Raw genomic sequence first — 12,723 nt, forward strand, 5'->3', positions numbered from 1 at the left:
ATATTATCCTGTTTGCCAATCAACTTCTGAACGGGGTTCAGCTCGGGCTGATCCTGTTTCTGCTGGCCGCCGGCCTGTCACTGGTCTTCGGCATCATGGACTTCATCAATCTTGCGCATGGCGTTTTTTACATGATCGGCGCCTATATCTGCGCCACCGTCGCCATTGCGCTCGATTCTTTTGTGCTCGGCATGCTCATTGCCCTGCCGGCGACACTGGCGGCCGGTTTCATCGCCGAATGGCTGATTGCCCGGCACTTCTACAAGCGCGATCATCTCGACCAGGTTCTGGCGACATTCGGCCTTGTGCTCTGCGCGGATACGGCGGTGAAATATCTCTGGGGACCGGAAGGACTGTCGGTTCCCCTGCCGGCCTGGCTCAGCGGGCAGATCGCGCTTGGCGGCATCACCCTGCCGTCTTACCGATTGTTCATCGTCGTCGTTGCGGCCTTGGTGGCTATCGCGCTCTGGCAGGTCATCACCCGCACGCGGGTCGGAATGATGGTGCGGGCATCCGCTTCCAATGAGGAAATGGCACGGGCGCTCGGCATAGAAACGCGCATGGTCTTCGCATTGGTGTTCGCAATCGGCGCGGTTCTGGCCGGCATCGGCGGTATCATGGTGGCCCCCATCACCGGTGCTTCTATCGGCATGGGCAACCAGATCGTGATATTGGCGCTGGTGGTGATCATCATCGGCGGCATCGGTTCGATTATCGGCGCCTTTATTGCCTCTCTCGGGGTCGGGCTGATCGATACGCTTGGGCGGGCCTATCTGCCGTCGCTGCTGAATGCGGTGTTTCCGCCGGAAGTCGCCTCTTCGGCGGGTCCGTCGCTCGCCTCCATCCTGATCTATCTCACCATGACCCTGGTGTTGATATTCCGGCCCGAGGGCCTCTTCCCGCCAGCAAGCAGGTGATGTGATGACAGAAACCACTTCGGTAATCGCTCCATCCGTGCAGCCGGCCTCAAAGCGGGAGACCGCATCCGGCAGAACGGTGGATCGCGACCTGCTAACGGCGATTGCCGTGCTCCTGCTTCTTGCCGTCGCGCCATCGGTGCTTGCGGCGCTCAGCCACGACTTCTGGGTGGAAGTGCTGCTGCGGGCGATGATCCTCGGCATTGCCGCCGTCAGCCTCAATTTCATCATTGGCCTCGGTGGGTTGATCAGTCTCGGTCACGCGGCATTTCTCGGCATCGGCGCTTACTCCGTTGGCATCCTCGCCGATTTCGACATCGATAACGGTGTCATCCAGTTGCTGGTCACGGTGGGCGTCAGCGGGCTTTTCGCCTGTCTGACCGGCCTCGTCGCGCTTAGAACGCGCGGTGTGCATTTCATCATGATCACGCTCGCCTTCGCGCAGATGGTTTATTTCACCATGATCGGCCTCAGACAGTTCGGCGGCGATGACGGGCTGACGATCAATTATCCGAGCAGCTTCGGCACGGTGGTCGATCTCGGTGACAGGTCCATTCTTTATTACGTGGTGCTGGCGGTGCTGGCGCTTGTGATGCTTGGTTTTGCCCGTATCCGGCAATCCGATTTCGGCCTGCTCCTGAAGGCGGCGAAGGGCAATGAACGGCGGGTGAGGGCGGTCGGGTTCGATCCCTATCGCTATCGCCTCGCCGCCTATATCGCCTCCGGCGTGATTTGCGGCCTTGCCGGTTTCCTCGATGCGAATTTTACGAGTTTCGTGACACCGGAATCGATGAGCTGGACAAGTTCCGCCGAGCTTATCTTCATGGTCATCGTCGGCGGCGTGTCCACGGTCGCCGGTCCCGTCGTCGGGGCGCTGGTCTTTCTCCTGATCGAGGAATTTCTCGGTGGATTGACGGTCTACTGGCACTTCTGGTTCGGTCTGTTCCTGATCGCCGTCGTGCTTTTCGCCAAGGGTGGCCTCGTCGGTCTCATCTGTTCGGGGAGGCGCGCATGAACGCGGTGCTCGAGGTTCGCAATCTGCAAAAATTCTTCGGCGGCCTGCACGCCACCCGCAATCTCTCCATGTCGCTCGCCAAGGGCGAGCTTCATGCGGTGATCGGTCCCAACGGGGCGGGCAAGACGACGCTGATCAGCCAGCTTTTCGGAGAAATCATGCCGACATCCGGCGCCGTGCTCATCAACGGCGTCGATGTCACCAACCGCCCCTCGCATGAGCGGGCGAGGCTCGGAATGGCACGGTCGTTCCAGATCACGACGCTGGTTCGAGACCTCAGCGTCGGGGAAAACCTTATCCTGGCGCTTCTGGCAAGCGATGGCCATGCATTCCGCTTCTGGCGTCGGGTTGACCGCAATGCGGATTTGCAGGCGCGTGCGGCGCAGATGCTTGCGCTCATCGGCCTGAACGGCATGGATATGTCGCGAAAAGTGGCCGATCTCAGCCATGGCGAGCAGCGCATGCTGGAGCTTGCCATCGCGCTTGCCGGCAATCCGGCCCTTGTTCTGCTCGACGAACCGATGGCCGGGCTGGGCTCGGAGGAAAGCCGGGCGATGACGCGGTTTCTCGCCGGCCTCAAGGGGCTCATCACCATACTTCTGGTCGAGCATGACATGGAGGCCGTGTTCGAACTGGCCGACCGGGTGACCGTGCTCGTGCGCGGCGAGATCGTCGCCGTTGGAACGCCCGAAGACATCCGCAACGATGCGCGGGTCCGGGAAGCCTATCTCGGGGAGGATGCCTGATGCTGAAAGTCCGCAATTTGACGAGCGGTTACGACCGCAGCCAGATCCTGTTCGACATGTCCTTCGAGGTCGATGCCGGCGAGGTGGTTTGCCTCATGGGCCGCAACGGCATGGGCAAGACGACCACCGTGCGGGCGCTGATGGGCCTGCTGCCGGCATGGGACGGCGTGATCGAGTTCGAGGGCAAAAGGCTCGATGGCCTTTCGACCGCCCGCGTCGCCCGGACGGGGTTGGGTCTGGTGCCGGAGGGGCGGCAGGTTTTTCCAAACCTCACCGTGCATGAAAATCTGAAGGTGGCGGCCGCCAACCGCCGGGCGGAGCCGCAATGCTGGACGGTGGAGCGCTTATACGAGCTTTTTCCGGGGCTTTCCGAGAGAAACGGCTCCTATGCCAATCTTCTTTCCGGAGGAGAGCAGCAGATGCTGGCAATCGGCCGGGCGCTGATGACCAATCCACGGCTGCTTATTCTCGATGAGGCGACGGAGGGACTGGCACCCGTCGTGCGCGACCAGATATGGCACTGCATCGCCCGCCTGCGGGAGTTGGGGCAATCCATCGTCGTCATCGACAAACACATCAAGCGGCTGCTTGGCGTCGCCGACAGGTTCTATGTGGTGGAAAAGGGTCGTGTCGTCTGGACGGGCGCACCGGAGAAGCTGCGTGCCGAGGAAGAAACGGTCAAGCAATATCTGAGCGTCTGATCCGTTTCGGCGTTCGCTTCCGGCCATCTCAATGCGAATGGTCCATAATTATCACTTGAGCGCCGCCGCCGTCTTGCGCCGCGCGGCGCGGTCCGCACACCAGGCATCCAGCAATGGCGCATAGGCCGCATCGCCGCTTTTCCAGATTTTATTGACGGCCATTCCCCGGATGAGATTGAGCGTCAAAGCGAGTTCCTCTTCCGCTTCGGACGGTGTGTAACCGGTCGCCACGAATGTCTCGATCCATGTCGCTTTCATGGCGCCGTGAAAATTTTCGAGAACCGGGCGCAGGCGCTCCATCAACACCTCGTCGGTCCGCGCGGTGATGACAACCTCAAGCGCGGCGACGAACGGCCAGTCGAAATAGATCGACAGGCAATCCTTCACATATTCCCGAAGAGGCTCCGGCGAGTTGCGCGCCGAAAGCGCCCGCTGGCGACCGAGCTGTGCGGCAAGCTCGTAAGTATGACCGGTCGCGGCCACGACCAGATCGATCTTGGCGGGATAATGATGCACCCGCGCGCCGCTCGAGACGCCAGCCCGCTCATCGACCAGCGCTGTCGTCAGCCGTGCATTGCCCTGTTCGAAGAGCAGGTCGATCGTCGCCTGCAGGATTTTCTCCTTCGTTTCGGCGCTTCTTTCAGCCTGGGTGCGTCGCTTTTTCTGCATTGCCTGATGCCACTATCCTGTTGTGCCCCTGCGGGGCTCTTGTATTCGCCATCTTCGCACTGTGCTCCGTCGCAAATTCCGGAGCTATTCCCGTATTCAATAGACGAAACTTTCCATAGCAGAGAATCTTTTTGTTGAAAACATACCGATTAAGCGGTATGTAAATTAGGCCGGAGAGGAGCCGGCACGGAGGGGAAAATGACAATCAAATATCTCGCGGCCGTTGCCGCCCTATTCAGCCTCACAGAGCCATTATCCGCGGAGCAGCCGATCAGGATCGGCCTCGTTACCACGCTGACGACGCCGGCTGCCGTCATCGGGCGGGATGTCGAAGATGTGATCCGGCTGTCGGTCGATCATGCGGGCGGCAAGATCGCCGGCAGGCCCATCGCGCTTGTGGTCGAGGACGATGCCCTGAAGCCCGATGTCGGCCGCCAGAAGACCGAGAAGCTCGTGCGCCAGGACAAGGTCGATTTCATCACCGGCTATATCTGGTCGAATGTTCTGCTTGCCTCGCGCAAAAGCGCGCTCGATTCCGGCACGATCGTCATCAGCACGAATGCGGCGCCGTCCGACATGGCTGGAAAGCTGTGCAATCCGAATTTTTACAGCATGCGCGGGCAGGGCGATGTGATGTCCATGGCGCTCGGCGAAGAGCTCAACAAGCGCGGTGTCAACACGATCTATACCATGGCGCCGAATTACGCCGCCGGGCAGGATGTCGTCAAAGGTCTGCTGAATACCTTCAAGGGCAAGGTCGTCGGCCAGGATTTCACCAAATGGGGTGACGATCCGCAGCTCGATTTCTCCGCCGAGTTCAGCAAGGTGGCCGCGAGCGGCGCGGAAGCGCTCTTTGCTTTCTATCCCGGTCGTTCCGCCGCCTTCATGACCCAGTTCGAGCAATCCGGCCTCAAGGGCAAGGTGAAGCTCTATACCGTCTATACGCTCGACCAGATCGCCCTGCCGGCGCTTCAGAAAGGCAATGCGACGGGTGCGCTCGGTTCCGTGTTGACGGATTATTGGTATCCCGATCTCGATACGCCCGAAAACCGGCGTTTCGTCGCCGACTTCCGGCAGAAATACGGACGGGATCCCTCGAATTATGCAGCCGCCGCCTATGACGCCATCCAGCTTATCAAATCCGCCGTGGAAACCGCCAAGGGAGACCTTGAGAACAAGGCCGCCCTTCGCACCGCGCTGGAAGCGGCGGATTTCAAGTCCGTTCGCGGCAAGCTGACTTTTGGCAAGAACCATATGCCGCTCGATAATTATTACGCCCTTGAGGTGGAAGCGGGGCCGGAAGGCAAATGGCGCATGGGTTCGCCGCGGATCGCAATGGAGCGGGGCGAGGACCCTTACGTTTCCGCCTGCGACATGCCCGCCGTGAAGTAATCGCCGGCATTCCAGCATGACTGAAACCGCCCCGGCCGTGGAACCGGTCCGGGTCGGAGCGGCGGAGCCTACGCAATTTTCCCGCCTGCGTCAGAACCGCCTGCACTTGCGCGGCAACCCTATCAAGCATCATGAACAGGAAGGCTGATACCATGAAAAATCTGCAAGAACTGATCGATTCGAAACAGAACCTGGTCGACTATTTCTACAATGATACGATTTCCCAGTATCACAAATCGCGGACCAGCCTTTTTGCGACGCTGATTGCGCCGGAATATAGCAACTGGCGCGAAGAACAGAGGGCCTGGCGTGAAAGCGCCGTTCTCTTCAACCAATCGCATCATATGCCGGTTCTTTATGTGAAAGGCCCGGATGCGCAAAAGCTTCTGAGCGACCTTTCCCCCTGCTCGTTCGCCAATCTTTCCACCGGTCGCGCCAAGCAATATATCGCCTGCACGCCGCGCGGCCACCATATCGGCGATTGCATCCTGAACTATTACGGCGAGGATGCGGGTTTCGAACTCATCAGCGGCATGCCGGTTCTGAACTGGGTTCGCTACAATGGCGAGACCGGCGGGTATAATGTCGAATTCCGTTTCGATCCGACCACACCCTACAGCCCGGACGGCAAACGCACGAAATATCGTTTCCAGATCGAAGGGCCGAACGCCCGCGATATTCTTGAAGAAATCTGCGAAGGCGGTTGGCCGGAAATCAAGTTCTTCCATACGGCCTATGTCACCATTGCCGGATGCAGGGTGCATGTGCTGCGCCATGGCATGGCGGGCCATGCCGGCGCGGAAATATCCGGCGCTTTTGCGGAGATGGATATCGTCCGCGACGCTATCCTCAAGGCGGGCGAAAAATACGGCCTGCTTCAAGCCGGCACCCGAACCTATTACAGCACGCCGCTCGAGGATGGCTGGATACCCTATCCGCTGCCCGGCATCTATTCTGGCGAGGAACTGCGTTCCTACCGCGAATGGCTTCCGGCCGACAGCTGGGAAGCGAATATGCAGCTCGGCGGCAGCCTCTACACCAGCAATATCGAGGATTATTACTGGACGCCCTGGGCGCTCGGTTATGAGCGGCTGGTGAAATTCGACCACGATTTTATCGGCCGGGAGGCGCTGGAAGCGCAGCTCAAGCAGCCGCGCCGGGTCAAGCGCGCGCTGCAATGGAACAAGGAAGATGTTCTCAAGATATTCGCCTCTCAGCTGGGGGATGGCCCGATCTACAAGGCGATCGATATGCCGACCGCCTATTTCGGCTGGCCGCAGGCCGATGAAGTCCGTGCGAAAGATGGCAGGCTGATCGGCATGTCGCAATATTGCGGTTACAACATCAATGAGCGCGACATGATCTCGCTTTGCGGCATAGACGAGGCCTATGCGGATGTCGGCACCGAGGTCGTGCTGACATGGGGCGAGGTGAACGGCGGTTCGCGCAAGCCGCATGTCGAACGCCACGCGCAAACGACGATCAGGGCGAGGGTTTCGTCCATTCCATACTCCAAGGCGGCGCAGGAAAAGCTGCGTGCGGTGATCTAGCCCCGGGCAGTTCCGCCCGCGCCTGTGTGGACCTTGAAATCGTGACCTCTTTCGTTGCGGCGTGCCCGATGAAAGAGGTCGCTGGGTATCAAAATATTTCAATAATTCATGGAGTTCGGTATGTGCTGGCAGGTCCGGCAAGCCTGCCGCATTCTCTTCAGACCTACCGGAGGACACATGGTGGCACTACTGGACCTGTTGAAAGGCAGACGCGGGGAGAAATCTTCCGATACGGTCCATCTGAAGGATATCGTTTCCGGATATTCCATTGAAGTGATGCCGAGAACGGCGGCAAAGATCGATGATTTCAAGGCTTTGCTGCCGGCCGGTACGCGGGTTTACATCGCCCATATAGAGGGAACGCCGATCGATGACATGGTGGCGACGGCAAGGCGTCTTCGCGAGGACGGCTTTCCGGTCATGCCGCATTTTCCATCCCGCCTGATTGCGGATGTGGCGACGCTGGAAGAATGGATCACGCGCTATAAAAATGAGGCCGGTGTGGAGGAGGCCCTGCTTCTCGGCGGCGGTGTTACCACGCCGGCGGGAGATTTCGACAGCTCCATCCAGCTTCTCGAGACCGGCCTGTTCGACCGTCACGGTTTCAGGCGGCTGCATGTCGCCGGGCATCCGGAGGGCAATGGAGCGATTGACAGGGACGGTTCCACCCGCATCGTCGATAAAGCCTTGGCCCTCAAACAGCGCTATTGCGAGCGCACGGATGCGGACATGGCCATCGTGACACAATTCGCCTTCGCCGCCCGCCCCGTGGTCGCCTGGGCGGAGCGCATAGCCGCAGCCGGTATTGGCTTGCCGATCCATGTCGGCATTGCCGGCCCGACCAAATTGCAGACGTTGATCAGATTTGCGATTGCCTGCGGCGTTGGCCCATCGCTTGCCGTGCTGCAAAGGCGCGCACTCGACCTCAGCCAGCTTCTGAAGCCTTACGAACCGGCGGAAGTCCTGACGGATATAGCAGATTATAAGGCGGCCCATCCACAAAGCCGCATTGCGCAGATACACGTCTTTCCGCTCGGCGGTATCGCTGCCGGTGCCGACTGGATGAACGGCCAGTTGAGCGAGGAGGCGCGTGTCGCGACCTGATCTGCAGAGATTCCTCACACAATCCAATGAACCTGCTTCAACAACGGAAAAACGAATGACATCCTATGTTCTGACCGTAGCCTGCAAATCGACCCGTGGCATTGTGGCTGCGATTTCCGGTTATCTGGCGGAAAAAGGCTGCAACATCGTCGACAGTTCGCAGTTCGACGATCTCGAGACCGGCAAGTTCTTCATGCGCGTCTCCTTCATCTCCGAGGAAGGCGCCACCCTTGAGGCCATCACCGACGGCTTCAGGCCGGTGGCGGAAAAATTCGGCATGGAGGCGGATATCTATCCGGACGGCCAGCGCATGAAGACGCTGTTGATGGTCTCCCGTTTCGGCCATTGCCTCAACGATCTGCTCTATCGCTGGAAGATCGGCGCATTGCCGATCGACATCGTCGGCGTCGTCTCCAACCATTTCGATTACCAGAAGGTTGTCGTCAACCACGACATTCCCTTCCACCACATCAGGGTGACGAAGGAGAATAAGCCCAAAGCCGAAGCCCAGCTGATGGACCTGATCGAGACCAGCGGCACGGAACTCGTGGTACTGGCGCGCTACATGCAGGTTCTGTCCGACGACATGTGCCGGAAGATGTCTGGCAAAATCATCAACATCCACCACTCCTTCCTGCCCTCCTTCAAGGGCGCCAACCCCTACAAGCAGGCCTATGAGCGCGGCGTGAAGCTGATCGGCGCGACGGCCCATTACGTTACCGCCGATCTCGACGAGGGCCCGATCATCGAGCAGGACACGGTGCGTATCACCCACGCCCAGAGCGCCGACGATTATGTCTCGCTCGGCCGCGATGTGGAAAGCCAGGTGCTGGCCCGCGCCATCCACGCCCATATCCACCACCGCACCTTCATCAACGGCAACCGCACCGTCGTCTTCCCGCCAAGCCCGGGAAGTTATGCTTCAGAGCGGATGGGATAAACGCTGAACGCAGTGCGCGTGGACAGGGTGCGACGACAAGCGCGCTATCTTTCGCCGGCCGGTTCGCACCGGCCGCTGCGGGCCATGGCTGAAAACCGTCCCTTGACATTGGTTTTTCGTTCGCTCTTCAATAAAACGAAAAAATTGAAAGAGGAGGGAGGGTGAAATGCTGCTCACACCGCGTCAGGATGAAATCGTTGCGCTGGCGAAAGCGAACGGGCGGGTGCTGGTCGACGAGCTGGCGGCGCGGTTCTCAGTCACTCCCCAGACGATCCGCAAGGATCTAAACGATCTCTGCGATACGCGGGTTCTGACCCGCATCCACGGCGGCGCGCTTTTTCCAAGCGGCAACGAAAACGTCAAATACGAGGCGCGTCGGGCGATAGCCTCTTCCGAAAAGCAGGCGATAGGCGCCGCCGCTGCCGCCCTCATCCCCAACAACTCGTCACTCTTCATCAATATCGGCACGACGACCGAAGCCGTGGGTGAAGCGCTGGCGGATCATCACGAGTTGATGGTCATCACCAACAACATCAATGTTGCCAACAGGTTGAGGGTTTTCCCCGGTATCGAGGTGGTGATTGCCGGCGGTGTCGTGCGCGGTTCCGATGGCGGTATCGTCGGCGAGGCGGCGGTGGATTTCATCCGCCAGTTCAAGGTTGATTTCGCGGTCATCGGCGTTTCGGCCATCGATGAGGATGGCGCTTTGCTGGATTTCGACTTTCGTGAGGTCAAGGTCGCGCAGGCAATCATCTCCAATGCGCGCCATGTCATTCTGGTGTCGGATTCGCTCAAATTCGAGCGCACGGCTCCGGTTCGTATCGGCCATCTTTCCCAGGTGCATACTTTCATCACCGATCATTGTCCGGTGGATTCGATCCGCTCCATCTGTGCCGATCATGACGTCCGGTTGATCGAAACCGAGATGGTCGAGTCCTGACCGGGACAGCCCATGAATTTCGTTTGACATTCGTTTTGTCTTCGAATTAGATGTCCGTGCTTTCAGTATGTCGATGAGGAGAGCGTCGATGAAAGCGCGGGAGGATCCATGTCTGACGAGGCAATCCACGATATTTTCGTGATCGGCGGCGGTATCAATGGCTGCGGCATCGCGCGTGACGCCGTCGGCAGGGGCTATTCCGTCGTGCTTGCGGAAATGAACGATTTCGCCTCCGGCACCTCATCCGCCGCCACCAAGCTTATCCATGGCGGTTTGCGTTATCTCGAACATTACGAGTTTCGTCTGGTGCGCGAAGCGCTGATGGAACGTGAGGTGCTGTGGGCCATGGCGCCGCACATCATCTGGCCCATGCGCTTCGTATTGCCGTTCCAGAAGGGTGGCGTGCGCCCGGCCTGGCTCGTGCGTCTCGGGCTATTTCTCTACGATCATCTCGGCGGCCGCAAGCTTCTGCCCGCGACCCGCTCGCTCGATCTGCGGCGCGATCCCGCCGGGAAACCTTTGAAACCGATTTTTGCCCGCGCCTTCGAATATTCGGATGGCTGGGTGGACGATGCCCGTCTGGTGGTGCTGAATGCCCGCGACGCCGCCAATCGCGGCGCGCTCATCCTCAACCGCACGCAGGTGGTTTCGGCCCGGCGCGAAGGCGCCTTCTGGCGGGTCGAAACGAAAAATGCGACCGGAGAGACCAAGACCTACCGGGCGCGCATGCTGGTGAATGCCGCTGGTCCCTGGGTGGACAAGGTGCTGTCCTCGGCATTCGGCAAAAACAATGTCCATAATGTCCGCCTGGTGCAGGGCAGCCACATTATCGTGCGCAAAAAATTTTCCGATCCGCGTGCGTATTTTTTCCAGAATCCGGACGGGCGGATCATCTTCGCCATTCCCTACGAACAAGACTTTACGCTGATCGGCACGACGGATCGCGACTATACCGCCGACCCCCGGGCTGTTAAGATCAGCGACGAGGAGATCAGCTATCTTTGCAATGCGGCGAGCGAATATTTCGCTGAACCGGTAGAGCCGGCGGATATCGTCTGGACCTATTCCGGCGTGCGCCCGCTGTTCGATGACGGGGCTTCGAAAGCGCAGGAAGCGACCCGCGATTATGTGCTGAAAACCGAAGGGGCGGAAGGCGAAGCGCCGCTTCTCAATATTTTCGGCGGCAAGCTCACCACTTATCGGCGGCTTGCCGAACATGCTCTTGAAAAAATCGGCGATGCGCTGGGTGAAAAGGGTGCGCCATGGACGGCGGGCTCGCATTTGCCGGGTGGAAATTTCGGCGCCGAGGCCTACACCGCGGAAGTTTCGGCGCTGCGGTCGCGTTACCCCTTTCTTGAAGAGCGTCATGCGGAGCGGCTTGTGCGCTGCTACGGAACGGATGCGGCGGTACTGATCGGCAATGCCACAGAGGCGGCGGCGCTCGGGCGGTATTTCGGCGGTACGCTCTACGAGGCTGAGGTTCGCTGGCTGATGGCGCGGGAATGGGCGCTGACGGCCGAGGATATTCTGTGGCGCCGCACCAAGCAGGGGCTCTTTTTTACCCCGGAAGAGGTGCGTGGGCTGGAGGATTATGTCGAAGACATTGCAGGTGGGCGCTTAAGGGCAATCTGACGATCCGGATAAAAGCGGAGGAGGCTTTGGATCACCATGCTTGAATTGCGAAACGTCTCGAAGATGGTTGGCGGTGAATATCATATTCACCCGACCGATCTGACGTTGCAGCGCGGAAGCCTGAACGTCCTGCTTGGACCGACACTTTCGGGCAAGACGACGCTGATGCGGCTGATGGCGGGGCTGGACAAGCCGAGCGCCGGCTCGATCTTTTTTAACGGCGAAGATGTGACGGGATGGCCGGTGCAGAAGCGCAACGTCGCCATGGTCTATCAGCAGTTCATCAACTATCCGGCGCTCAGCGTTTACGAAAACATCGCCTCGCCCATGCGCGTTGCCGGCAAGGATCAGGCGACCATCGACAGGGAAGTGAGGAAAGCCGCCGAACTTCTGAAGCTGACGCCCTATCTCGACCGCACGCCGCTCAATCTTTCCGGCGGTCAGCAGCAGCGAACGGCACTTGCCCGCGCCATCGTCAAGAACGCCAATCTGGTGCTGCTCGATGAGCCTCTGGCCAATCTCGATTACAAGCTGCGCGAAGAGTTGCGCGAGGAACTGCCGCGCATTTTCTCCGAATCCGGCGCCATCTTCGTTTATGCCACCACCGAACCTTCCGAGGCGCTGCTTTTGGGCGGCAATACCGCAACGCTCAACGAGGGCAGGGTAACGCAGTTCAGCCGCACCATCGAGGTTTACCGGCGTCCGGTGGATATCGTCACCGCGGAAATTTTTGCAGACCCGCCGCTCAACACCATCGAGGTCGTCAAGGCGGGCGCTGCATTCACCCGTGCCGACCGGGCGGTGATTGCAGTGCCGGCGCATCTTGCCGCCGTGCCGGATGGACCTTTGACCATCGCTTTCCAGCCGCATCATCTTTTCCCGCAGGCAAAGGGCGAGGCCCGCCAGTCGATCCGGGCGCGGACGCTGATTTCGGAAATCGCCGGATCGGAAAGCTTCGTGCATGTGGAATTTTCGGGCCGGCGCTGGGTCATGCTCGCGCATGGCATTCACGACATCGAGCCGGACAGGGACATAGAGCTGTTTCTCGATACAAAACACCTGATGGCCTTTGACGCGAATGGCCGCGCCATCGGCGAAGCGGCTTGAGGGAGATCGG

General features: G+C 59.6%; 12 protein-coding genes. 11 read left to right on the forward strand and 1 reads right to left on the reverse strand.

Annotated elements, in window-relative coordinates:
- Positions 1-2 precede the first annotated feature (2 nt).
- Genes ACQZ60_RS12400 through ACQZ60_RS12415 form a run of 4 tightly spaced genes read left to right on the forward strand, consistent with a single transcriptional unit; the run spans position 3 to position 3,379 of the window.
- Entirely contained in the window at positions 3-917 is a 915-nt protein-coding gene (locus ACQZ60_RS12400) for an ABC transporter permease subunit (RefSeq protein WP_196380392.1), read from the forward strand.
- Between the two features lie 4 nt (positions 918-921).
- Positions 922-1,932, forward strand: a complete 1,011-nt coding sequence (locus tag ACQZ60_RS12405; protein WP_448735350.1) for a branched-chain amino acid ABC transporter permease — start codon at positions 922-924, stop codon at positions 1,930-1,932.
- On the forward strand, positions 1,929-2,678 hold the full coding sequence (locus tag ACQZ60_RS12410) for an ABC transporter ATP-binding protein (RefSeq protein WP_448735351.1): 750 nt from the start codon (positions 1,929-1,931) through the stop codon (positions 2,676-2,678). The genes ACQZ60_RS12405 and ACQZ60_RS12410 overlap by 4 nt, the downstream gene beginning before the upstream one ends.
- Positions 2,678-3,379, forward strand: coding sequence for an ABC transporter ATP-binding protein (locus ACQZ60_RS12415; RefSeq protein WP_448735352.1), 702 nt, complete (start codon positions 2,678-2,680; stop codon positions 3,377-3,379). Before ACQZ60_RS12410 ends, ACQZ60_RS12415 begins: the two co-directional genes overlap by 1 nt.
- Before the next feature lie 51 nt (positions 3,380-3,430).
- Here the strand turns inward: ACQZ60_RS12415 and ACQZ60_RS12420 are convergent, their stop codons facing one another.
- Positions 3,431-4,048 carry a TetR/AcrR family transcriptional regulator gene (locus ACQZ60_RS12420; RefSeq protein WP_080854077.1) on the reverse strand — a complete coding sequence of 206 codons (618 nt, stop codon included), beginning with the start codon at positions 4,046-4,048 and terminating at the stop codon, positions 3,431-3,433.
- Positions 4,049-4,246: 198 nt separating this feature from the next.
- Here ACQZ60_RS12420 and ACQZ60_RS12425 point away from each other — a divergent pair, with 198 nt between their 5' ends.
- The 7 genes from ACQZ60_RS12425 to ACQZ60_RS12455 all read left to right on the forward strand — a co-directional run bounded on the left by ACQZ60_RS12425 (position 4,247) and on the right by ACQZ60_RS12455 (position 12,713).
- Positions 4,247-5,440 (forward strand): ABC transporter substrate-binding protein, encoded by a 1,194-nt coding sequence (locus ACQZ60_RS12425; protein WP_448735353.1) that lies wholly within the window; start codon positions 4,247-4,249, stop codon positions 5,438-5,440.
- A gap of 152 nt (positions 5,441-5,592) precedes the next feature.
- Complete coding sequence (locus tag ACQZ60_RS12430; RefSeq protein WP_448735354.1) at positions 5,593-6,990, forward strand: aminomethyl transferase family protein; 1,398 nt, start codon at positions 5,593-5,595, stop codon at positions 6,988-6,990.
- A gap of 177 nt (positions 6,991-7,167) precedes the next feature.
- Positions 7,168-8,094: a methylenetetrahydrofolate reductase gene (locus ACQZ60_RS12435; protein WP_448735355.1), complete on the forward strand. Its 927-nt coding sequence runs from the start codon at positions 7,168-7,170 to the stop codon at positions 8,092-8,094.
- A 55-nt stretch (positions 8,095-8,149) separates the two neighbouring features.
- Positions 8,150-9,034: a formyltetrahydrofolate deformylase gene (gene purU / locus ACQZ60_RS12440; protein WP_142779693.1), complete on the forward strand. Its 885-nt coding sequence runs from the start codon at positions 8,150-8,152 to the stop codon at positions 9,032-9,034.
- Positions 9,035-9,200: 166 nt separating this feature from the next.
- On the forward strand, positions 9,201-9,974 hold the full coding sequence (locus ACQZ60_RS12445) for a DeoR/GlpR family DNA-binding transcription regulator (protein WP_020812079.1): 774 nt from the start codon (positions 9,201-9,203) through the stop codon (positions 9,972-9,974).
- Between the two features lie 108 nt (positions 9,975-10,082).
- Positions 10,083-11,606, forward strand: coding sequence for a glycerol-3-phosphate dehydrogenase (locus ACQZ60_RS12450; RefSeq protein WP_035261101.1), 1,524 nt, complete (start codon positions 10,083-10,085; stop codon positions 11,604-11,606).
- 36 nt (positions 11,607-11,642) lie between these two features.
- A complete protein-coding gene (locus ACQZ60_RS12455) occupies positions 11,643-12,713 on the forward strand; it encodes an ABC transporter ATP-binding protein (protein WP_035261099.1) in 1,071 nt (356 codons plus the stop codon).
- Positions 12,714-12,723: the final 10 nt, after the last annotated feature.

Source organism: Agrobacterium sp. 22-223-1 (assembly GCF_053522385.1).

Coding starts and splice junctions, on each gene's coding strand:
- ACQZ60_RS12435 (WP_448735355.1), top strand. CDS start 7,168: ATGGTGGCACTACTGGACCTGTTGAAAGGCAGACGCGGGGAGAAATCT.
- ACQZ60_RS12420 (WP_080854077.1), bottom strand. CDS start 4,048: ATGCAGAAAAAGCGACGCACCCAGGCTGAAAGAAGCGCCGAAACGAAG.
- ACQZ60_RS12455 (WP_035261099.1), top strand. CDS start 11,643: ATGCTTGAATTGCGAAACGTCTCGAAGATGGTTGGCGGTGAATATCAT.
- ACQZ60_RS12450 (WP_035261101.1), top strand. CDS start 10,083: ATGTCTGACGAGGCAATCCACGATATTTTCGTGATCGGCGGCGGTATC.
- ACQZ60_RS12445 (WP_020812079.1), top strand. CDS start 9,201: ATGCTGCTCACACCGCGTCAGGATGAAATCGTTGCGCTGGCGAAAGCG.
- ACQZ60_RS12410 (WP_448735351.1), top strand. CDS start 1,929: ATGAACGCGGTGCTCGAGGTTCGCAATCTGCAAAAATTCTTCGGCGGC.
- purU (WP_142779693.1), top strand. CDS start 8,150: ATGACATCCTATGTTCTGACCGTAGCCTGCAAATCGACCCGTGGCATT.
- ACQZ60_RS12430 (WP_448735354.1), top strand. CDS start 5,593: ATGAAAAATCTGCAAGAACTGATCGATTCGAAACAGAACCTGGTCGAC.
- ACQZ60_RS12405 (WP_448735350.1), top strand. CDS start 922: ATGACAGAAACCACTTCGGTAATCGCTCCATCCGTGCAGCCGGCCTCA.
- ACQZ60_RS12415 (WP_448735352.1), top strand. CDS start 2,678: ATGCTGAAAGTCCGCAATTTGACGAGCGGTTACGACCGCAGCCAGATC.
- ACQZ60_RS12425 (WP_448735353.1), top strand. CDS start 4,247: ATGACAATCAAATATCTCGCGGCCGTTGCCGCCCTATTCAGCCTCACA.